The organism is Pseudonocardia sediminis (assembly GCF_004217185.1).
In the GTDB taxonomy this organism is placed as follows: Bacteria; Actinomycetota; Actinomycetes; order Mycobacteriales; family Pseudonocardiaceae; genus Pseudonocardia; species Pseudonocardia sediminis.
In genome coordinates this window covers 214,436-233,501 of sequence record NZ_SHKL01000001.1, presented here as the reverse complement: position 1 = coordinate 233,501, position 19,066 = coordinate 214,436, and the positions used below count along the sequence as shown (strand labels likewise).

The 19,066-nt window shown below is 73.4% G+C and carries 17 protein-coding genes and 1 tRNA gene; 10 read left to right on the top strand and 8 right to left on the bottom strand.

Translation table 11 applies throughout. The annotated features are described in order from the left end of the window. Window positions 1-47 precede the first annotated feature (47 nt). A complete protein-coding gene (locus EV383_RS01120; protein WP_130288178.1) occupies window positions 48-758 on the bottom strand; it encodes a response regulator transcription factor in 711 nt (236 codons plus the stop codon). Window positions 759-1,030: 272 nt separating this feature from the next. Between EV383_RS01120 and EV383_RS01115 the strand changes: the two genes are divergently transcribed. After that, complete coding sequence (locus EV383_RS01115; protein WP_130288177.1) at window positions 1,031-2,419, top strand: glycoside hydrolase family 16 protein; 1,389 nt, start codon at window positions 1,031-1,033, stop codon at window positions 2,417-2,419. Between the two features lie 112 nt (window positions 2,420-2,531). Here EV383_RS01115 and EV383_RS01110 read toward each other — a convergent pair whose 3' ends face one another. Then, window positions 2,532-4,577, bottom strand: a complete 2,046-nt coding sequence (locus EV383_RS01110; protein ID WP_130288176.1) for a M3 family metallopeptidase — start codon at window positions 4,575-4,577, stop codon at window positions 2,532-2,534. A 91-nt stretch (window positions 4,578-4,668) separates the two neighbouring features. On the opposite strand from EV383_RS01110, the gene EV383_RS01105 reads away from it, so the two are divergent. Next, window positions 4,669-6,996: an acyl-CoA dehydrogenase family protein gene (locus EV383_RS01105; RefSeq protein WP_165438192.1), complete on the top strand. Its 2,328-nt coding sequence runs from the start codon at window positions 4,669-4,671 to the stop codon at window positions 6,994-6,996. Here EV383_RS01105 and EV383_RS01100 read toward each other — a convergent pair. Together EV383_RS01100 and mftG are read right to left on the bottom strand one after the other, a co-directional pair. Further along, on the bottom strand, window positions 6,980-7,492 hold the full coding sequence (locus tag EV383_RS01100) for a GNAT family N-acetyltransferase (RefSeq protein WP_130288174.1): 513 nt from the start codon (window positions 7,490-7,492) through the stop codon (window positions 6,980-6,982). The genes EV383_RS01105 and EV383_RS01100 overlap by 17 nt on opposite strands. A 114-nt stretch (window positions 7,493-7,606) precedes the next feature. Continuing rightward, the gene (gene mftG, locus EV383_RS01095) at window positions 7,607-9,079 is read right to left on the bottom strand and encodes a mycofactocin dehydrogenase MftG (RefSeq protein ID WP_165438191.1); all 1,473 of its coding nucleotides are present in this window, start codon (window positions 9,077-9,079) and stop codon (window positions 7,607-7,609) included. Between the two features lie 19 nt (window positions 9,080-9,098). On the opposite strand from mftG, the gene EV383_RS01090 reads away from it, so the two are divergent. Further along, window positions 9,099-10,355, top strand: a complete 1,257-nt coding sequence (locus tag EV383_RS01090; protein ID WP_207223398.1) for a M18 family aminopeptidase — start codon at window positions 9,099-9,101, stop codon at window positions 10,353-10,355. 73 nt (window positions 10,356-10,428) lie between these two features. Here EV383_RS01090 and EV383_RS01085 read toward each other — a convergent pair whose 3' ends face one another. Then, window positions 10,429-10,824 (bottom strand): YccF domain-containing protein, encoded by a 396-nt coding sequence (locus EV383_RS01085; protein ID WP_130288172.1) that lies wholly within the window; start codon window positions 10,822-10,824, stop codon window positions 10,429-10,431. Between the two features lie 123 nt (window positions 10,825-10,947). Here EV383_RS01085 and EV383_RS01080 point away from each other — a divergent pair, with 123 nt between their 5' ends. Continuing rightward, window positions 10,948-11,781, top strand: coding sequence for an oxygenase MpaB family protein (locus EV383_RS01080; protein WP_130288171.1), 834 nt, complete (start codon window positions 10,948-10,950; stop codon window positions 11,779-11,781). Window positions 11,782-11,801: 20 nt separating this feature from the next. Here EV383_RS01080 and EV383_RS01075 read toward each other — a convergent pair whose 3' ends face one another. Beyond that, window positions 11,802-12,635 carry a class I SAM-dependent methyltransferase gene (locus tag EV383_RS01075; protein WP_242622834.1) on the bottom strand — a complete coding sequence of 278 codons (834 nt, stop codon included), beginning with the start codon at window positions 12,633-12,635 and terminating at the stop codon, window positions 11,802-11,804. Between the two features lie 55 nt (window positions 12,636-12,690). On the opposite strand from EV383_RS01075, the gene EV383_RS01070 reads away from it, so the two are divergent. Both EV383_RS01070 and EV383_RS01065 read left to right on the top strand, forming a co-directional pair. Continuing rightward, window positions 12,691-13,257 carry a CGNR zinc finger domain-containing protein gene (locus tag EV383_RS01070; protein WP_130288170.1) on the top strand — a complete coding sequence of 189 codons (567 nt, stop codon included), beginning with the start codon at window positions 12,691-12,693 and terminating at the stop codon, window positions 13,255-13,257. Between the two features lie 79 nt (window positions 13,258-13,336). Next, a complete protein-coding gene (locus tag EV383_RS01065) occupies window positions 13,337-13,951 on the top strand; it encodes a hypothetical protein (protein WP_130288169.1) in 615 nt (204 codons plus the stop codon). Window positions 13,952-13,954: 3 nt separating this feature from the next. On the opposite strand, the gene tsaA is transcribed toward EV383_RS01065, so the two are convergent. Then, a complete protein-coding gene (gene tsaA / locus EV383_RS01060; RefSeq protein WP_130288168.1) occupies window positions 13,955-14,356 on the bottom strand; it encodes a tRNA (N6-threonylcarbamoyladenosine(37)-N6)-methyltransferase TrmO in 402 nt (133 codons plus the stop codon). Window positions 14,357-14,427: 71 nt separating this feature from the next. Here tsaA and EV383_RS01055 point away from each other — a divergent pair, with 71 nt between their 5' ends. From EV383_RS01055 to EV383_RS01045, 3 genes are all read left to right on the top strand, one after another. Then, on the top strand, window positions 14,428-15,054 hold the full coding sequence (locus tag EV383_RS01055; protein WP_130288167.1) for a TetR/AcrR family transcriptional regulator: 627 nt from the start codon (window positions 14,428-14,430) through the stop codon (window positions 15,052-15,054). Next, window positions 15,051-15,743, top strand: a complete 693-nt coding sequence (locus EV383_RS01050) for a YqeB family protein (RefSeq protein ID WP_207223397.1) — start codon at window positions 15,051-15,053, stop codon at window positions 15,741-15,743. The genes EV383_RS01055 and EV383_RS01050 overlap by 4 nt, the downstream gene beginning before the upstream one ends. A 353-nt stretch (window positions 15,744-16,096) precedes the next feature. Next, window positions 16,097-17,755 carry an ATP-binding cassette domain-containing protein gene (locus EV383_RS01045; protein ID WP_130288166.1) on the top strand — a complete coding sequence of 553 codons (1,659 nt, stop codon included), beginning with the start codon at window positions 16,097-16,099 and terminating at the stop codon, window positions 17,753-17,755. 120 nt (window positions 17,756-17,875) lie between these two features. Here the strand turns inward: EV383_RS01045 and EV383_RS01040 are convergent. Continuing rightward, window positions 17,876-17,963: transfer RNA gene (locus tag EV383_RS01040), tRNA-Ser, on the bottom strand. A 123-nt stretch (window positions 17,964-18,086) separates the two neighbouring features. Between EV383_RS01040 and ypfJ the strand changes: the two genes are divergently transcribed. Further along, a complete protein-coding gene (ypfJ, locus tag EV383_RS01035; RefSeq protein ID WP_130288165.1) occupies window positions 18,087-19,034 on the top strand; it encodes a KPN_02809 family neutral zinc metallopeptidase in 948 nt (315 codons plus the stop codon). Window positions 19,035-19,066: the final 32 nt, after the last annotated feature.

Genomic DNA, 19,066 nt, shown 5'->3' with positions numbered 1-19,066 from the left:
TCCCGCCGTATGACCGGAATTCGATCACCGGTGCCGGTGGAATCCACTCACCCCTCGAGCTGGTAACCGGCTCCGCGCACCGTGCGGATCCGTTCCGGCCCGATCTTGCGGCGCAGGTAGGAGATGTAGACCTGGACCAGGTTCGCCGACACCGGCTCGGACCACGCCTGGTCGGCGAGGTCGTCGTGCGAGACGACCTCGCCCGGGCGGGCCAGCAGCGCGAGCAGCAGCGCGTACTCGGTCGGCGAGAGCGCGATCGGCCGGCCGTCGACCGAGACCACCTCGTGGTCGATCTCCACCGCGAGCCCGCCGTGGCTGAGCACCATCGGCGCCGGAAGACCCGCCGCGGCGCGCAGCCGCAGCCGGATCCGCGCGGTCAGCTCGTCGACCATGAAGGGGCGCAGCAGGAAGTCGTCGCGGTCCCCGCGCAGCAGCCCGACGAGCGAGCCGCGGCGCTCGCGCGAGGTGATCGCGACGACCGGTGTCGTCGGGGCCTCGTTGTGCAGCGCACCGAGAACGACACCGGGGTCGGGGCCGGGCAGCTCCATGTCGAGGACGACGAGTGCGGCGGCGGCGGAGCGGATGCCGTCGAGCAGACCGATGCCGTCGGACACGGGCACGACGGCGACGCCGTCGGCTCCGAGCTCGTGGCGCAGCCCGCGCTGCACCGACAGCGACGTGGCCGACGGCGGGAGCGCGAGCAGGACGGTGTGTGGTCGGGCGTGCGTGCGTTGCGACGGGATCAGGACGTCGGTCACGAACGAACCCCGTGGGGAGCGGAGGGCGTCATCCGACCCACTCTCGCGCCACCGGAGGCCAGTAACAATCGGCTAACGGTGCGACGGACACGGACGGGTTGCGCCGTTCGGCCCTGCCTGAGAACCACGTTGATCCGTTCGGAGTAGATCTTTGCGTCTCGCTACGCCAGGTGCTCGTTGAGCGCGCCAGGACTACCTGTCGGCGCGAGGAGGCAACCATCCTTCTCAGTTTGGCTGGTGACCGAACGTGACTCTCCATAGAGTCCCGCCCCATGCGACGGAAGAGTTCCGCTGCGGTGGATCAGCTCGACCCCCGAGAGCTGATCGCACGAGTCACCGCAGAGCACAGCTCCCCCACTGTGCAGACGGGCCGGCACCATGCGGTCACCCCTGATCTCGACCTCGGGACGGGTGTCCTGGTCGAGGACCGACCGACCGACACCGACGGTGCCGGTCAGCTGCCCACCCAGCGGACGTCCGGAACCGGCTCCCACCGGCTCCCCGACGACGACCTCGGCACCGACTCCGGCACCGGCGAGGACGCGCTATCCGCGGACTCCTCCGTGGTCGAGGTCGATCGCGAGGTCTCGACCCGTCGCTCCTCCGTGCGCAAGCTGGCGCCGCTGGGCATCGGCGGCGCCGCGATCCTGGCTGCGGCGCTGGTCTTCACGACGCTGCAGCCCGGTTCGCAGGCCCCCGACCTGAACTCGGCCCTGGTGAACGACGCCTCGGCGCGTCGCTCGTCCTCCGACACCAGCCAGGCGGCGTCCAACGCGTCGAACGGCGAGGCCGGGGCACGCACGCTGGCCGAGGTCACCCAGGGCGCCACCGACCAGATCGGCACCGCCGTCGCGGCCGAGAGGGCCGCCGAGAAGCGCCGGGCCCAGCAGGCCGCCGCTGCGGCCGCCGCCGCCGCGCAGGAGTCCGCGTCGGAGGACTCGGGATCGGGATCGAGCTCCGGCGGTGGGTCGGGCTCGGCGCCCGCCCGGCTCGCGGCCCCGGTGGCCGGTGCCGCCCAGGTCGCCGGCGAGGGCGTGCAGACCGCGCTGAAACAGGGCTGGGCCGCGGCCGGCGGCGACGAGTTCACCGGTGGTGGCCTCGGGGCGAACTGGAGCGCGTACGACGGTCCCGGCCACGACGGTCAGGGCCGCCGCACCCCGGACGCGGTGTCGATGGAGAACGGCAACCTCGTCATCAAGGGCGACTCCGAGGGCAACACCGGCGGCATCTCCTGGGGCGAGGGCCAGAAGTACGGCAAGTGGGAGGTGCGCGCGAAGTTCCCGAAGGGCGACAAGCAGTACCACCCGGTGCTGCTCCTGTGGCCGGACTCGGGCCAGTGGCCGGAGGGCGGCGAGATCGACTTCGCGGAGACCAACAGCGCGGCCGACGACGTCTCGTTCTTCCTGCACTACGGGTCCGACAACTCGCAGGACTCGGCGAAGAAGAGCCTCGACATCACCCAGTGGCACAACTACGCCGTGTCCTGGACCCCGGAGGGCATCACCGGCTACATCGACGGCGTCCAGTGGTTCCAGAACACGGACTCCTCGACGCAGCCCCCGGGTGCGATGCACCCGACCATCCAGCTCGACTACTTCCCGGACGGCGGCTCCCCCGAGCCGACCGAGATGCAGGTCGCCTGGATGCGCCAGTACAAGTAGGCCTTCTCCCCCGCGGAGCGATACCGGCTCCGCACACCGCGAACCGCCCGTCACGTCCAGCGCTCCCCACCGGACGTGACGGGCGGTTCGGTGTCTCCGGGCCCGGCTTCGCTCAGCTCCCGGTCGTCGCCAGGCCGCGGCGCTCCAGCAGCGGCCCGATCTCCGGATCGCGCCCGCGGAACGCCCGGTAGGCCTCCATCGGGTCGACGGCGCCGCCGCGGGAGAGCAGCTCGCGACGGAACCGATCGCCGTTCTCCCGCCGCAGGCCCTGGTGCTCGGTGAACCAGGCGCCGGTGTCGGCGTCGAGTACCTCGGCCCAGATGTAGGAGTAGTAGGCCGCGCTGTAGCCGCCGCCGAACACGTGGTTGAAGTAGGTGCTGCGGTAGCGCGGGGCGATCTGCGGGTGCGCGACGCCGGCGGCGGCGAGCGCGTCGGCCTCGAACGCGAGCACGTCGTCGGCCGTCGCCGGCCCGCCGTCCGGGGTGATCCGGTGCCAGGCCTGGTCGAGCAGCGACGCGGCCAGGTACTCCGTGGTGGCCTGACCCTCGCCGTAGCCGCGGGCGGCCAGGGCGGCGTCGAGCAGCGCCGTCGGCAGCGGCTCGCCGGTCTCGTGGTGACGGGCGAACCGGGCGAGCACCGCCGGGTCCTCCAGCCACATCTCGTTGACCTGGGAGGGGAACTCGACGAAGTCGCGCGGCACGGACGTACCGGAGAACGTCGGGTAGCGGACCGAGGAGAACAGCCCGTGCAGGGCGTGCCCGAACTCGTGGAACAGGGTCCGGACCTCGTCCAGGGTGAGCAGCGCCGGCTCGCCCGGGGCGGGCTTGACCAGGTTCAGGGTGTTCATCACGACCGGGTGCTGGTCGAGCAGCGTCGACTGCGACACGAGGCTGTTCATCCACGCCCCGCCGCGCTTGCTGGGCCGCGCCCAGAGGTCGGCGCCGAAGAGCCCCAGCACGGAGCCGTCGGCGTCGGTGACCTCCCAGTACCGGACGTCGGGGTGGTAGACGGGCAGGTCGGTGCGCTCGGTGAGGGTGATCCCGTACAGCTCGCCGGCGGCGTGGAAGACGCCGTCGTGGATCACCCGGTCGACCTCGAGGTAGGGCCGCAGCACGGAGGCGTCGACGTCGAAATGCTGCTTGCGGTAGCGCTCGGCGTAGAACGCCCAGTCCCACGCCTCCAGCGGGTGGCCCGCCAGCCCGGCGAGCTCGGCCGCCTCCCGGTCGGCGTTGGCGACCGCGGCCGGGACGAGACCGGCGAGCATCTCCCCGGCGGCCTCTGCGGTGCGCGCCGTCGCGTCGTCGATCACGTACGACGCATGGTCGGGGTAGCCCAGGAGCCGGGCCCGCTCGGCGCGCAGCGTCGCGGTGCGGCGGATGAGGTCGCGGGTGTCGTGCGGGCCGGGCTCGGAGCCGCGCCCGACCGAGGCCCGGTGCAGCTCCTCGCGCAACGCACGGTCGGTCAGCGACGCCAACGCGGGCTGCTGGGTGGGCAGCACCATCGTCAGCAGGTAGCCGCCGTCGTACCCGCGGTCGGCGGCCGCTCCGGCCGCCGAGGTGATCGCGTCGGCGGACAGACCGTCCAGACGCGCGACGTCGGTGACGTGCACGGCGGCGGCGTTCGCCCCGGCCAGCAGGCGGGTGCCGAACTCCGTGGACAGCGTCGAGAGCTCCCCGTTCAGGGCCCGCAGCCGGGTCTGCTCGTCCGGGCCGAGACGGGCCCCGGCGCGCACGGCGTCGCGGTGATGGCGCTCGAGCAGGCGCAACGACTCCGGGTCCAGGCCCAGGTCGTCGCGCGCGGCGTGCAGGGCGTCGATCCGGGCGAACAGGGCCGGGTCCAGGCCGATCGTGTCCGAGTGCGCGGCCAGGCGCGGGCCGATCTCGGCCTCGATCTCCTGGATGGCCGGCGAGGTGTGCGCGCCGACGCGGGTGAAGAACACCCGCGCGACCCGGTCGAGGATCCGCCCGGAGCGCTCCAGGGCGACGATCGTGTTCTCGAACGTCGGCTCGCCGGAGGCGACGATCCCGGCGATCTCGGCGAGCTGGGCCTCCATGCCCGCGGTGAACGCCGGGAGGAAGTGCTCGTCGCGGATCCGGGTGAAGTCCGGCAGCTCGTGGGGCAGGTCGCTGGGCGCGAGGAACGGGTTGTCCGACGTCATGGCCCCAACCTAATCAGCCCCGACCGCGCCAGCGCGCCGTCACGGCACGGGTGATCTTGCCCCGGACCGGACGGTGAACGACGCTGACGGCGTGACCTTCGACTTCAGCGACGAGCAGGTCGCCCTGCGTTCCGCGGTGCGCGAGCTGCTCGACGACCACGCCGGGCGCGCCGCCCCTCCGGACACGACCGGGCCGGTCCTGGACCGGAAGCTCTGGGAACTGCTGGCCGAGCAGCTCGGGGTGGTGGGGCTGGCCGTCCCCGAGGAGCACGGCGGGGGCGGGGCCGGTCCGGTCGAGCTCGCGATCGTCGCCGAGGAGATCGGCCGCCGGCTGTCGCCGGTGCCGTACCTGTCCAGCGCCGTCCTGGCGGCGACGCTGCTCGCCGAGATGGGCGGCGGGGCCGCCGTGGAGTACCTGCCCGATGTCGCCTCCGGCCGCCGGATCGCCACCGTCGCCGTGGCCGGTGACGACGGGTGGAACGACACCGGCGGCTCCGGTGTGGTGGCGACGGGCGCCTCCGTGACCGGCCGCCGCCGCTGGGTCACCGACGGACCGGTCGCCGACCTGCTGCTCGTGGTCGCCGAGGGCCCGCGGGTGCTGGCCGTCGACGCCGGCGCGCCCGGGGTCACGGTGACGCCGCTGGGCACCGTGGACACGAGCCGCCCGCTGGCCGACGTCACCTTCGACGCGGCACCCGCGCGTCTGCTCGCCGAGGGCCCGGACGCGGCACGGGCGCTGGAGCGCGCGCTGCGCACGGCCGGGATCGTGCTGGCCGCCGAGCAGGCGGGCGGGGCCCGCGCGGTGCTGGACATGTCCGTGGCGTACGCGAAGGAGCGGGTGCAGTTCGGCCGGGCGATCGGCAGCTTCCAGGCCGTCAAGCACCTGTGCGCCGACCTCCTCGTCGACGTCGAGTCGGCCTTCTCGGCGGCGTACCAGGCGGCGTGGTCGCTGGCGGAGGACCGGCCGGACGCGGGCGCCGTCGCGTCGATGGCGCAGGCGTTCTGCTCGGAGACGTTCGTCCGGGCGGCCGGGGACACCATCCAGATCCACGGCGGGATCGGGTTCACCTGGGAGCACCCGGCGCACCTCTACCTGCGGCGCGCCCGCAGTGCCGCGGCGCTGTTCGACGGGGCGTCGGAGCACCGGGAGCGGTACCTGGCCGCGGTCGAGCAGGGCGCTGCCGTCCTCTCCTCCTCCCCCGTCGCCCGGGACGACGGCCCGGCCGCACCGGTCCCGGCCGGCGGGGTCCGCGGAGAGGTCCGCGCCTGGCTCGCCGAGCACTGGGACCCCCGCCACCGGGACTCCCCCGCCGACCGCGCCGCGTGGCGCGAACGCGTCGTCGACTCGGGGTACGCGGTCCCGCGCTGGCCGCGGGAGGCCCTCGGCCTCGGGATGTCCGACGCCGACGCGGACGCCGTCGAGGAGGAGTTCCGCTCGGTCGGGGCTCCCGGATCGGGCCAGGACCGGGTGAACCTGTGGGCGAACACCGTCCTCGCGTTCGGCACCCCCGAGCTGCGGGATCAGCTGCTGCGGCCGCTGCTGCTCGACCGGGTCACGATGTGCCTGCTCTACAGCGAGCCCGGCGCGGGGTCGGACCTGGCCGCCGTCCGCACGACCGCCGTCGCCGACGGCGGGGAGTTCGTCGTGGACGGGCAGAAGGTCTGGACGTCCGGCGCCGCCCGCGCCGACTACGGGATGCTGATCGCCCGCACCGACCCGGACGTGCCGAAACACCGCGGGCTGAGCTTCTTCTTCCTCCCGATGGACCAGGACGGCGTCGAGGTCCGTCCGCTGCGGCAGATGACCGGCGAGGCGCACTTCAACGAGGTGTTCCTGACCGGTGCCCGGGTCGCGGCCACGCACATGCTCGGCGCGCCCGGGCAGGGCTGGCGGGTGCTGCAGACCGCGCTGGCCTACGAGCGGGCCGCGCTGGCGGAGTCCAACATCGGCGCGAGCGTGCGCAGCGGACGGGCGGTGGACGCGTCCGGGGAGGTCGACCTCGTCGGGCTGGCCCGCCGGCACGGACGGCTGTCCGACCCGCTCGTCCGCGACGACATCGCCCGGCTCCTGACGCTGCGTGCGGTGAACCGGTGGAACAACCAGCGGGCGCAGGCCGAGCTGGAGCAGGGCACGTCGTCGCCGGTCGCGTCGCTGGGCAAGCTGCTGATGTCGCGGATGGTGCACCTCGACGGGGCCGTTCAGACCGCGATCGTCGGGCCCGAGGCGATGCTCGAGGGCACCGCGCACCCGGACGGCGACGAGGCGAACTTCGCCGCGATGAACGCCTACTTCACCTCGATCGGCGGGGGCACCGACCAGATCCAGCGCACCATCGTCGGCGAGCGGATCCTCGGCCTGCCCAAGGAGCCCGAGGTGGACAAGGACGTCCCGTTCCGGCAGGTCAGGTCCTCGGGCTGAGGTCCCGGCGCATCGCCACCCGCGGCCACCGGTCCAGGCGGCGGGCGGCCTCGTCCGCGCGGATCGCCCGCAGACCCGGGCCGAGCTCGTCGTCGTCCAGGGTCCGGAACCCGCACCGGGCGTAGTACGGGCCGTTCCAGGGCACGTCGCGGAACGTGGTGAGCGTCAGCGCCGGGTGGCCCCGCTCGCGCGACCAGGACGCGAGGTGCTCGACGAGTGCGGCGCCGTACCGGTGCCCGGCGTGATCGGGGTGCACCGACGCCTGCTCGACGTGCCCGCAGCCGTCCACCACCGCCGCGACCAGGTACGCGACGACCTCGCCGTCACGCTCGACGACCCACGCCCGGCCGTCGTCGACGAACTCCCGCAGCACCGCGACGGGCGGCGGCTCGTCGTCGGCGACGGCGTCCATCCCCAGCCCGCGGAACGGCTCCCCCGCCGCGCGCTCGACCGCCCGCATCACCGCGACGTCACCGACCGAGGCCTCCCGGAGCACGTCGCGGAAGGTAGCCGGTCGAGTCGGTCCCGGCACCCGAGATTCACAGAGGCATGATCACGGCAGTGGGAGCGGAGGCGACCGTCCAGGTCGGTTCCGCTCCCAGCGCGGTGATCACGCCGACTCCCGGACGAGGTCCGCGGCCCTCTCGCCGATCATGATCGCGGTCGCGGCGGGGCCCCGGCGGGGCACCGACGGCAGGACCGACGTGTCGGCGACGCGCAGCCCGTCCACACCGTGCACACGCAGCTGTGGATCGACGACGGCGTCCGGGTCGGTCCCCATCCGCGCGCTGCCGGACAGGTGCACCGACGTCGTGAGGACGTCGCGGATCCAGCCGTCGAGGCGGACGTCGTTGCCGAGTACGTCGCCACCGGGGGCGACGCGGGTCCAGCCGGCGGTGCGCATGATGTCGGCGGCGATCCGGATCGCGGCGCGCATCCGGCGGCGGTCGGACTCGGTGCGCAGGTACTTGTAGTCCAGGCGCGGCGGGTCCGCCACGTCCGGCGAGGTGATCGCGAGCATCCCGCGGCTCTCCGGGCGCTGCAGGGCACACATCAGGTGCGCCGGACCGTCCATCGCGAACGGTCGCGCGAACAGCAGGATCTCCAGGTCACCGGCCGGGTCGGCGCCGGAGTCGAGGTTCAGCGCGGCCTGCCCGGCCACCGCGTCCGGGCCGATCCCGCCGCCGCCGCGGAACGGCACGAACACGCTGGGGTGGTCCGACCAGCAACGGCCCACCCCCGGCAGCTCGCGCCGCACCGGGACCCCGGCCGTGCGCAGCGTGTCCTCCGGGCCGATCCCGGAGCGCAGCAGCAGCGCGGGGGTGCCGACCGCGCCGGCCGCGAGGACGACCTCGTCCGCGTGCACGACGGTGTCGGCGAGACGGATGCCGGTGACCCGACCGTCCTCGATCACCAGTGACGTCACCGGGGAACCGCCGCGCACGGTCAGGGTGTCGCGCGGCGCGGCGTCCCCCCACGGCGGCGGCAGGTAGGCGGTGGCCGCGCTGACCCGGCGTCCACCGACGGCGTTGGTGGGGACCGGCCCGGCGCCGGGCGGAGCGGCACCGTTCTTGTCCGGCTCGGCGGGGTAGCCCAGGCGGGCGCAGGCGGCGAGGAAGGGGCGGGTCGCGTCGGCCAGCAGCGGGCCGGACGGGCGGGTGATCCGCATCGGGCCGGCGTCGCCGTGCCGCGGGCCGGTCTCGTTCAGGTCGTTCTCGGCGCGCCGGTAGTAGGGCAGGACGTCGTCGTCGGACCAGCCGGGGATGGCCCAGTCGGCGAAGTCGGCCGGGACGGCGCGGACGTAGTAGCCGCCGTTGATCGCCCCCGAGCCGCCGAGCACCTTGCCCCGCGGCACCGCCGCCTCGCGTCCGCAGCGGGTCAGGTTGGCCCGGAAAGCCCAGTTCAGGGCGTGTTCGGGGGCGGTCGCGGCGAGCGAGGCGATAGACGCGACGTCCGGCGGGACGGACAGCGCACCGGCCTCGACGAGCAGCACCCGGACCCCCCGCTCGGACAGCCGCCCGGCCAGCACGCACCCGGCCGACCCGGCCCCGACCACCACCACCTCGTACGACGGTTCCCGCATCCCTGCGAGGATGCCGCAGGTGTATGACGCAGCGCGCGATCTGGCCTCCTTCGTCACCGCGAGCCCGTCGCCGTACCACGCGGTGGCCGAGGCGGTCCGGCGTCTGGAGGCCGCGGGGTTCACCGCCCAGGCCGAGGACGCCGAGTGGAACACCGCCCCCGGCGGTCGCTACCTGGTGCGCGACGGCACGATCCTGGCCTGGCGTCAGCCCGCCGTCGCCGGCGCGGCGCCCCTGCGGATCTTCGCCGCGCACACCGACTCCCCCGGCTTCAAGGTCAAGCCGAACCCGGACACCGGTGCGGCCGGCTGGCGGCAGGTCGCCGTCGAGGTCTACGGCGGCGCGCTGTGGAACTCCTGGCTCGACCGCGACCTCGGCCTCGCCGGGCGTCTCGCGCTCTACGACGGCTCGGTCGTGCCGGTGCACATCGACCGCCCGCTGCTGCGCATCCCGCAGCTGGCCATCCACCTCGACCGCAGCGTCAACCAGGGCCTGACGCTCGACGCGCAGCGTCACCTGTTGCCGGTCTGGGGCATCGGCAAGCCCACCGACGGCGAGCTGATCGAGTTCCTCGCCGACCGGGCCGGGGTCGACGCCGCCGAGGTCGCCGCGCACGACCTCGTCACGTTCGACCTCACCCCGCCGTCCACGCTCGGGCGCAACGAGGAGCTGCTCGCCGCCCCGCGCCTGGACAACCTCGCGTCGGTGCACGCCGGCATCACCGCGCTGCTCGACGCCACCGAGCGCGCGCCGGGCACGGTGCCGGTGTTCGTCGGCTTTGACCACGAGGAGATCGGCTCCGACACCGCCACCGGCGCGGCCGGGCCGCTGCTGGAGACGGTCCTGACCCAGCTCGCGGGCGGTTTCGACGCCCGCCGCACGGTGTTCGCGCGCTCGCGCTGCCTGTCGGTGGACGTCACGCACGCGGCGCACCCGAACTACCTCGACCGCCACGACACCGACCACCTGTCCATCCCCAACGGCGGCCCGTCGCTGAAGGTCAACGCGGTGCAGCGCTACGCCACCGACGCCCCCGGCGCGGCGGCCTGGCAGCGGGCCTGCCGCGACACCGGCGTCCCCACCCAGACGTTCGTCTCGCGCAACACGGTCCCCTGCGGCACGACCGTCGGGCCGATCATGGCGACGCGACTGGGCATCCGGACCGTCGACGTCGGGATCCCGGTGCTGTCGATGCACTCCGCGCGCGAGCTGTGCGGCGTCGACGACCCGTCGCACCTGGCCGTCGCGGGAGCCCAGTTCCTCTCCGACGACGTCTGAGGAATGCCGTCACCGTGACGACGTTCCGGACCACGGTGGGCCGTCGAGGACCTGCGGGCGGGCGAGAAGCAGGTCAGACCCGGGCCGGCAGGTAGTGGTCGGAGTCGACGATCTCCGAGCCCAGCGGCAGCAGCGAGATCGGGATGAGCTTGAAGTTGGCGATCCCGAGCGGGATGCCGATGATCGTCACGCAGAGCGCGATGCCGGTGACGACGTGCCCGAGGGCCAGCCACCAGCCGAACAACACGATCCACAGGACGTTGCCGATGGTCGACGCCGCGCCCGCGGTCGGGCGGCGGACGACGTCGCGCCCGAACGGCCACAGGGCGTAGGCCGCGATCCGGAACGACGCGATGCCGAACGGGATCGTCACGATCAGCACACACGCGACCAGACCGGCGAGCACGTAGCCCACAGCCATCCAGAAGCCGCAGAGCACGAGCCAGATGAGGTTCAGCAGTAGGCGCACATGTCCATGATGCCCGGATTCGGGCGACCGGGTCCTGGGGTTCGGCCCCATCACGACCCCGGGATGTTCCGGAGGGACGTCGATCGACTCGCCGATCCGTTCACCCGGTGGTGTGCTCATGACATGGACGGCAGCGATCACGGGTTGTTCGGGCCGGACTCGGTCACCTGGCGGGTCCACCTCGAGCCGGTGCTCGGGGTGGCCGGGATGCGCGCGCTGCTGCTGCAGTCGCTGCACCCCCGGGTGATGCGCGGGACGTACCAGAACTCGGCGTTGTTCGACCCGAAGAAGGCCTGGGCCCGGTTCGAGCGGACGGTCGAGTTCGTCAACACCCGGACGTTCGGGTCGACCGCCGACGTCGAGAAGATCGGCGCGCGGGTGCGGGGCCTGCACGCCGGCCTGCGCGGCTACGACCCCGACGTCGACGAGACGTTCCGGATCGACGAGTCGGCCGGCCTGCTGTGGGTGCACTGCGGCGAGATCGCCTCGTACCTCGACATCGCGCGCCGGGCCGGTCTGCTCGACGCCGCCGGGGCCGAGCGGTACCTGGCCGAGAGCGTGCGGGCGGCCGAGGTCGTCGGGCTGGACCCGGCGGTCGTGCCGTCGACGGTCACGCAGATGCGCCACTACTTCGACCGGATGCGCCCCGAGCTGTACCTCAGCGACGAGGCCCGGATCGGCGCCGGCAACCTGTTCGCCCCGAAGGGCGACATGCCGCCCGCGGTGAAACTGCTGATCTCGACGGCCGCCTCGCTCGGGATGGCGACCCTGCCACGCTGGGCGCGGCGCATGTACGGCCTGCCCGGACTGCCCACGACCGACCTGACCACCTCGCTGGCGTTGCGCGCCCTGTGCACCGCCACCGGCTTCCTCCCGGACGTCCCGGCCCCGCCGGAGGTGCAGGAGGCCCGGCGCATCATGCGTGCGACGTCGGGCACCCCCGCCCGCGCCGGCTGATCCCCCCAGACCGCGGGTGGTCAGCGCAGTCCGACCAGCACGTGGTCCTCACCCGACTGCCAGACCGGGCCGGCCGCGGCGTACCCGGCGGCACGCAGCAGATCGGCGTGGTCGGTGACCGAGAGCCGGTTGCTGCCGTGGTGGTGCTGGGCCTGGCCGATCTGCTCGGGCCCCGCCTGCTCGTCGGGCTCCGGGTGCGCGGACGCGGCACGGGTCCGCCCGGCCGTCACCGCATCCAGCCGCGGATCGGCCAGGATGCCGTCCCACCAGGCCTGCCAGTCCTCGCGGTCGCGCACCCGGGCCCGTTCGGCCCGCCCGGCCCGCACCTCGTCGGCGACCGCGGTGAGCCCGCCGTCGGCCAGGGCGAGGTGGTCACCGTTCGCGAACACTCCACCGGGAGCGGTGCGGGCGGCGAGGGTCCGGTAGAGCGCGGCGAGCTGATCGGCGTCCATCCAGTGCAGGGCCGTGGTGGAGACGGCGGCGTGGATCGTCGGCGGGAGCGCGTCGGCCCACGCGTCGTCGGCCAGATCGGCGAGCACCCAGGTGGCGACGTCGCCGTAGTGGGCGCGGGCGAGCCCGACCAGGAGCGGGTCGGCGTCGACGCCGACGAACCGGGCGTGCGGGATCCGCGCGGACAGGCGCGCGGCCAGCGACCCCGGGCCGCACCCCAGGTCGACGACGACGGGCTCCGCGACGTCCCGCACCGCCGCGTCGACGACGTCGGCGAGCACCGCGAACCGTTCCTCCCGGTCGGCGACGTAGCCCTCCTGCTGGGCGTCCCAGCGGCCGATCCACTCGGCGGCCACCTGCGGGTCGATCTCTGCTGCGGGTGCGACCACGATCTCCTCCGTCACTGTCGTTAAGGTATTCAGCAGTGACGACGGTAGAGACGAGGAGGTGACTGGTCAAGTGGACTTCGACAGTCACACCAGTGACGTGGTGACGGCCGCCGTGGGCGCGGTCAACCTGCTCACCCCGGGCTGGGAACGCGGCCGCCGCTACACCGCGGAGGGGCACTCCGGCCTCGACGACGTGCTCGCCCCGCGCGACCGTCACCGTCACCGCGCCGTCCCCGACGAGGAGATCGCCCGGCTACGCGACTGGACCGACCGTCTCCACACCGTGTTCGCCGCGGTCGAGGCGGGCGACCTCGACGCCGCCTGCGCGACCGTGAACGCGCTGATCGCCGAGACGGGCGCCGCCCCGGTGCTGGCCCGGCACGGCGAGGGGCCCTGGCACCTGCACTTCCACGCCGCCGACGCCGGCTGGGCCCGGAGCTGGGCGGCGTCGATGGCCACCGCGCTGGCGGTCGTGCTGGGCAACCCGATGCACGACCGGCTCGGGGTGTGCTCGGCGCCGGAGTGCGACCGGGTGTTCGTCGACGTCTCCCGCAACGGCACGAAGCGCTTCTGCTCGACGGCGTGCCAGAACCGCGTCAAGGCGGCCGCGTTCCGGGCGCGACGGCGGGAGCCCTGATCGGAGATCCCCTTTCCGAACCCCGCTCCGACCGGCGATGATGACGTCCTCCCTGCAGAGTCGCCGAAGGAGACGAACGATGATCCGCGAAGCGGAGCTGTTCCTGAAGGCCCAGCCGGTCCTGAACGAGGTCGTCGGACGGATCCGATCCGAGGGATGGACCATCCAGCTCCCCGCGCTGCTCGACATCCCCGGCTACGACGCGCCGTCGACGATGCGCGCCGCGATCCTGCGCCTGGCCCGTGAGGACGCGCAGGTCCCGGCCCTGCTGGCCGGTAAGGACCCCGGCCCCGCCGACGAGGACCCCCTCGGCGACGACCCGCACGCCGCCGTCGTCCGGTGCTCCGGGATCGCCGCCGACGCCGCCCGCGCGGCCACCGACGGCGACGCCGAGGCGAGGGACCTCTCCGGCTCCACCACGACCGTCGCCGACCTGCTGTGGCAGCTCACGATGGCGCGCTCGTTCCTGGCCCACGACATCGCGATGAACCTCGGCTCGCGGGCCTGCCCGCTGCACGAGGACCTGTCGCAGATCCTCTGGGAGCGGACCGAGCCGGAGGCGGAGCGGTGGCGCGAGCGCGGATGGTTCCGCGAGCCGCTGCCGCTGCCCCCGCCGGAGATCCACGTGTCCTGGCGCGACCAGTTCCTGATGGGCGCCGGCCGCGACCCGCACCCGTGGATGCACGAGCACTGACCGCTACCGGTCGCCGGGACGCTCCAGCACCCGCTTGACGTCGACGACCGGCGTCCCGTCGATCGCCTCCAGGTCACCGACCCGCACCCGCAGGCCGTCGACCTCCAGCACCCGCACCCGATGCAGCCCGATCGGGTTCGGCCGGTCCGGCGACCGCGTGCTGAAGACGCCTGTCTCCGGCCGCGACGGGTCGCTGCGCGGACGCACCGTGAGCACGCTCCGGTCGGCGCGGTCGAGCCAGGTCAGGACGAGGGCGTCGTCGCCGGCGCGCAGGTCCGCCATCGCCGCGGCGACGTCGGCGTCGAACACCAGCCAGGCCTCCGGCGCGCCCTCGTCGCCCTGCTTCGGCGCCTCCGCGCGCTCGCGCAGCGGGGACTCCACCCGGGCCACCGGTCGTAGCTCCATTCCCCCAGGCTAGCGGCCGTATCCAATAATTAACTGACTGATCGATCAGTAAATCAGGTACGCTCGCCGTCGTGGCACGGACGACCGACCCCGCACTGACCGAGGCGCGACGCACGGCGATCAGCGACGCCGCGGCGGGCCTCTTCGCGACGAAGGGTTTCGAGGGCACGACGGCAGCCGACATCGCCCGAGCAACCGGCCTGAGCTCGGGCAGCGTCTTCTACTACTTCACCGACAAGCGCGCCGTCTTCCGCTCGATCTTCGAGGCCGACCTCGCCGGATCCCGCGCGATGATCGAACGCCACGCCGGGGTGACCGACCCGATCGCCGCCGTCCTCGCGATCGTCGACGAGATGGCCACCGACATCCAGGATCCGGCCACGCAGGGCCTGGTCGTCGAGCTGATCCGCCAGTTCGGCCGGGATCCGGAGCTGGACCGCGTGGTGATGGAGACGAACGACCTGGTCGTCGCAGGCCTGGCCGCGCACATCGACCGCGGGCGGGCGGCCGGCGTCGTCGACCCGTCGCTCGACGCCACCGAGGCCGCGGGCTGGGTCCAGTCGATCGTCGACGGTGCCTTTCTCAGCGCCGACCCGGACCGAGACCCCCGGCCGATGCTGCACCGGATCGTGACCGCCTTCCTGCGAACGCCGCCCGCGACGAGCGCACCGCACGACACCGAGGGGGAAACACCATGACGACCACCGACGACCGGCCCGTCACGCTGGCGCTGCCCGGAGTGTGGCCGTGGCTGTTCCGGATCGGCACGCCGATCGCCGGGTTCGGCCTGGGCTTCGTGGTCGCACCGCTGGTGCGCTGGATGCTGTCCACGGTCGACTCCGCACCCGGCCCGCTGAGGATCCTGGCGCAGCTCCCGACCGGATGGGCGGTGCTGGTGACGACGTTGCTCGGCGTCGCCGCCGGCATCTACGTGGCGCAGCAGGCGATCAAGGAGAGCCTGGTCCTGACGGTCGACCGCGACCACGTCGGCCTCACCCAGGACGGCGCCGAGCACTACCTGCCCCGCGAACGCGTGGACGCCGTCTTCCGCGACGGCAAGGACCTCGTGCTCCTCGACGCCCGCACCACCGAGCTGGCACGCAACAAGGCCTCGGACCTGTCCTGGACGCAGGTGCAGGAGGCCTTCGAGCGGTTCGGCTACCCCTGGCGCGGTGCCGCCGACCCGCACGACGCGCAGTTCACGCGCTGGGTCGACGGCCATCCCGACCTCGACGCGACCACCCACGAACTGCTCCGACGCCGGGCCCGGGCACTGAAGGACGGGCAGTCCGGCGCCGTCGGTGATGCGCAGGACCGCCTGCGTGCGCTGGGGATCGTGGTGCGGGACCGGGACGGGAAGCAGGAGTACCGGGTGGCGCGTTCCTGAGCGACGTCCCGGGTGGCAGTCTCGACGAATGTCCGGATCGTCCGTGTCGTTCACGGAGCGCTACGCCGAGCTGCACCCGTCCGAGCGGCGGGAACCTGCGCCCGTCGTCGACGAGTGGTGGCAGTGCCGACCGGGCCGCGGAAAGCAGTCGGATCACGCCGGCCCGGCTGCTAACGTCGTCGACGTGCAACTCCCCCTGTACCTCTGACCGGTACCCGAGCGCCCGCCCCTGCACGACGTGTGGCCGCGGGTCGCTGACGTCTGCACGGACCCGTTCCGGGTCTCCCGTCAGCTCGCGGAGCTCCCGCATCCCCTCGTGACCACTCCGGGGCGGAGCTCTGCTCGGAGGAGCCATGCCACTCACCCCTGCCTGTCCACTGCCCGCCGGAGAGCGGGCCCAACTGACGGCGACCGGCGTCCGCATCGACCGCGGCGGCCGGACGGTTCTCGCCGGCGTCGACATGACCGTCACCCCGCACTCGCGGTGGGGCGTCGTCGGCGAGAACGGTCGCGGCAAGTCGACGTTGCTGCACGTTCTCTCCGGCGCGCTCGTCCCGGACGCCGGGACCGTCCACCGCATCGGCACGATCGGCGTCGCGGAACAGGAGATGGACTCCGGCGGCCGTCGCACCGTCGGCGACCTGGTCGACGTCGAGCTCGCCGACGCCCGCGCCGCCCTGGCGGCGCTCGACCTCGGCACCCGGGGACTCGCCGAGGAACGACCGGGTGCGGCCGAGGAGTACGCGGCCGCCCTGGACGCCGCGGAGTCGCTGGACGCGTGGGACGCCGACCGGCGCGTCGACCTCGCGCTGGAGAACCTCGGTGCCGTCACCGACCGGTCGCGGCTCCTGGCCGAGCTGTCGGTCGGGCAGCGCTACCGCGTCCGTCTGGCCTGCCTGCTCGGCGCCGCGCACGACTTCCTGCTGCTCGACGAGCCCACGAACCACCTCGACGCCGCCGGTCTGGACTTCCTGACCGACCAGCTCCGCGGCCACCGGGGCGGCGTGGTGCTCGTCAGCCACGACCGTGCCCTGCTCTCCGACGTCGCCACGACCGTGCTCGATCTCGACCCGAGCCGCGACGGCCTGCCCCGCGTCTACGGCGGAGGGTTCGCCGGCTACCAGGAGGGACGACGCGCCGAGCGGGCGCGCTGGGCGGCCGAGTACGAGCAGCAGCAGGCCGAACACGCCCGCCTGACCCAGGACCTGTCCGAGGCGCAGAACAGACTCGTCACCGGATGGCGCCCGGACAAGGGCACCGGCAAGCACCAGCGGGCGACGCGCGCGCCCGCGCTCGTCCGGTCCGTGCACCGGCGGCGTGAGGACCTGGCCGGGCACGCCGTCACCATGCCTCCGCCGCCGCAACGGTTCCGGATGCCGGACCTGCCGGTTCGCCCCGGCGTGACGCTGGTCGGTGTCGAGGAGGTGACCGTCCCCGGACGTCTCGACCGGCCCGTCACGGTCGCGCTCGACTCTGGCTCGCGGCTGCTGGTCACCGGGCCCAACGGCGCGGGCAAGTCGACGCTGCTGTCGGTACTGGCCGGCCGGCTCGAGCCGACCACCGGGGCGGTGCGCACCGCCCGCACGGCCCGGGTGCAGCTGCTGACGCAGGAGTCACCGCGCGCCGGGGCCCGCCGCGCCCGGGACGTGTTCGCCGCCCATCTGGGCCGGCTCGTCAGCGACGGCGTCCTCGCCGAGTCCGACACCGTCTCGCTGAACTCTCTCGGTCTGCTCCCGCCCGTCGACGCGAACAGGCCCCTCCGAGAACTCTCCATGGGGCAACAACGACGTCTCGACCTCGCGACGGCGCTCGCGTCACGGCCGCACGTGCTCCTGCTCGACGAGCCGACGAACCATCTGTCGATCGCCCTCGTCGACGAGCTCACGGAGGCCCTCCGGGCCACCGACGCGGCCGTAGTGGTCTCCACCCACGACCGCCGGCTCCGGCGCGACCTCGGGTCGTGGGAGCAGATCGGACTGAACCCCGCCTGCTGCTCGGCCGGGACGTCGTAGCCGGGCGCCGTGCCTTGATGATCGATCTCTGTGGGATGTTCGGTGCCACCCGTGGCACCGAACATCCCACAAGAATTGATCATGGCGTGCCGATCGGGCGCCGTCGGCCCGGGCGTCGCGTGGCGGAAGCGGGGGGATTCGAACCCCCGGTCACTTTCGTGACGCTCGCTTTCAAGGCGAGTGCATTCGGCCGCTCTGCCACGCTTCCGCCCGGCAGCGTAGTCGCTCCCTCCCGCCCCGGGATCACCTCTCCGGGTCGATCACGGCCGGGCTGACGCCGGGAGCCGGCGGGAGTGTGGTGGGATCTTCGCGGACATGCGGGGAGGCCAGAATGCGGTTCGACGAGAACGCCCAGCTGGACACGTCGGGGGTCGACGATCTCCGCGGCTCCGGTGGGGGCGGCGGCGGTGGCGGCATCGGCGGCCGGGTCGCGGCCGGTGGTGGCGGGCTCGGCGTCGTCGGCCTGATCCTCTACTTCGTCCTCTCCCAGTTCGCGGGGGTGGATCTGGGCGGTATCGACGCGGGTGGCGGCTACGGCGGGCTGAGCAACGTCTCGGCCGGGCAGCCCGCGGACAGCAGCCAGCTCCAGCAGAGCTGCCGCACCGGAGCGTCGGCGAACAACTCGACCGACTGCCAGGTCGTCGCCGTCCTCAACTCCCTGGACAGCTACTGGTCGGACTCGCTCGCCCGCTCCGGCACCACGTTCGAGCGGCCGCGGACGAACTTCTTCGACGGCGGCGTCAACACCGGCGGCTGCGGCAGCGCGACGTCGGACACCGGGCCGTTCTACTGCCCCGCCGACTCCGAGATCTACATCGACCTGTCGTTCTTCGACGAGCTGACCTCGCGGTTCGGTACCCAGGGCGGGCCGTTCGCGCAGGCCTACGTGATCGCACACGAGTACGGCCACCACATCCAGAACGTCCTCGGGACCAACCGCCGCGTCGGCAACGACACCGGCCCGACGTCGGGTTCGGTCCGCCTGGAGCTGCAGGCCGACTGCTACGCCGGGGTATGGGCCAACCACGCCACGACGACGCCGGGCGCCAGCGGCAGCCCGTTGATCACCGAGCTGACCCAGGAGGACGTCGACGCCGCCCTGGACACCGCGGCCAAGATCGGCGACGACTACATCCAGACCAACCTGGGCGGCGGCCAGGTCGACGAGTCGCAGTTCTCGCACGGCAGCTCGGCACAGCGCGAGAAGTGGTTCACCACGGGCATCCGGTCCGGCGACCCGGCCCGCTGCGACACGTTCGCCACCCGCAACCTGGGCTGATCTCCCTCCCCCACACGTTCTCCTTCTCGCAC

What these genes read in the sequence shown, in the direction of transcription:
- EV383_RS01045 (WP_130288166.1), top strand. Translation starts at nt 16,097, where the DNA reads ATGCCACTCACCCCTGCCTGTCCACTGCCCGCCGGAGAGCGGGCCCAA.
- EV383_RS01110 (WP_130288176.1), bottom strand. Translation starts at nt 4,577, where the DNA reads ATGACGTCGGACAACCCGTTCCTCGCGCCCAGCGACCTGCCCCACGAG.
- EV383_RS01065 (WP_130288169.1), top strand. Translation starts at nt 13,337, where the DNA reads ATGATCCGCGAAGCGGAGCTGTTCCTGAAGGCCCAGCCGGTCCTGAAC.
- EV383_RS01080 (WP_130288171.1), top strand. Translation starts at nt 10,948, where the DNA reads ATGGACGGCAGCGATCACGGGTTGTTCGGGCCGGACTCGGTCACCTGG.
- mftG (WP_165438191.1), bottom strand. Translation starts at nt 9,079, where the DNA reads ATGCGGGAACCGTCGTACGAGGTGGTGGTGGTCGGGGCCGGGTCGGCC.
- ypfJ (WP_130288165.1), top strand. Translation starts at nt 18,087, where the DNA reads ATGCGGTTCGACGAGAACGCCCAGCTGGACACGTCGGGGGTCGACGAT.
- EV383_RS01050 (WP_207223397.1), top strand. Translation starts at nt 15,051, where the DNA reads ATGACGACCACCGACGACCGGCCCGTCACGCTGGCGCTGCCCGGAGTG.
- EV383_RS01115 (WP_130288177.1), top strand. Translation starts at nt 1,031, where the DNA reads ATGCGACGGAAGAGTTCCGCTGCGGTGGATCAGCTCGACCCCCGAGAG.
- tsaA (WP_130288168.1), bottom strand. Translation starts at nt 14,356, where the DNA reads ATGGAGCTACGACCGGTGGCCCGGGTGGAGTCCCCGCTGCGCGAGCGC.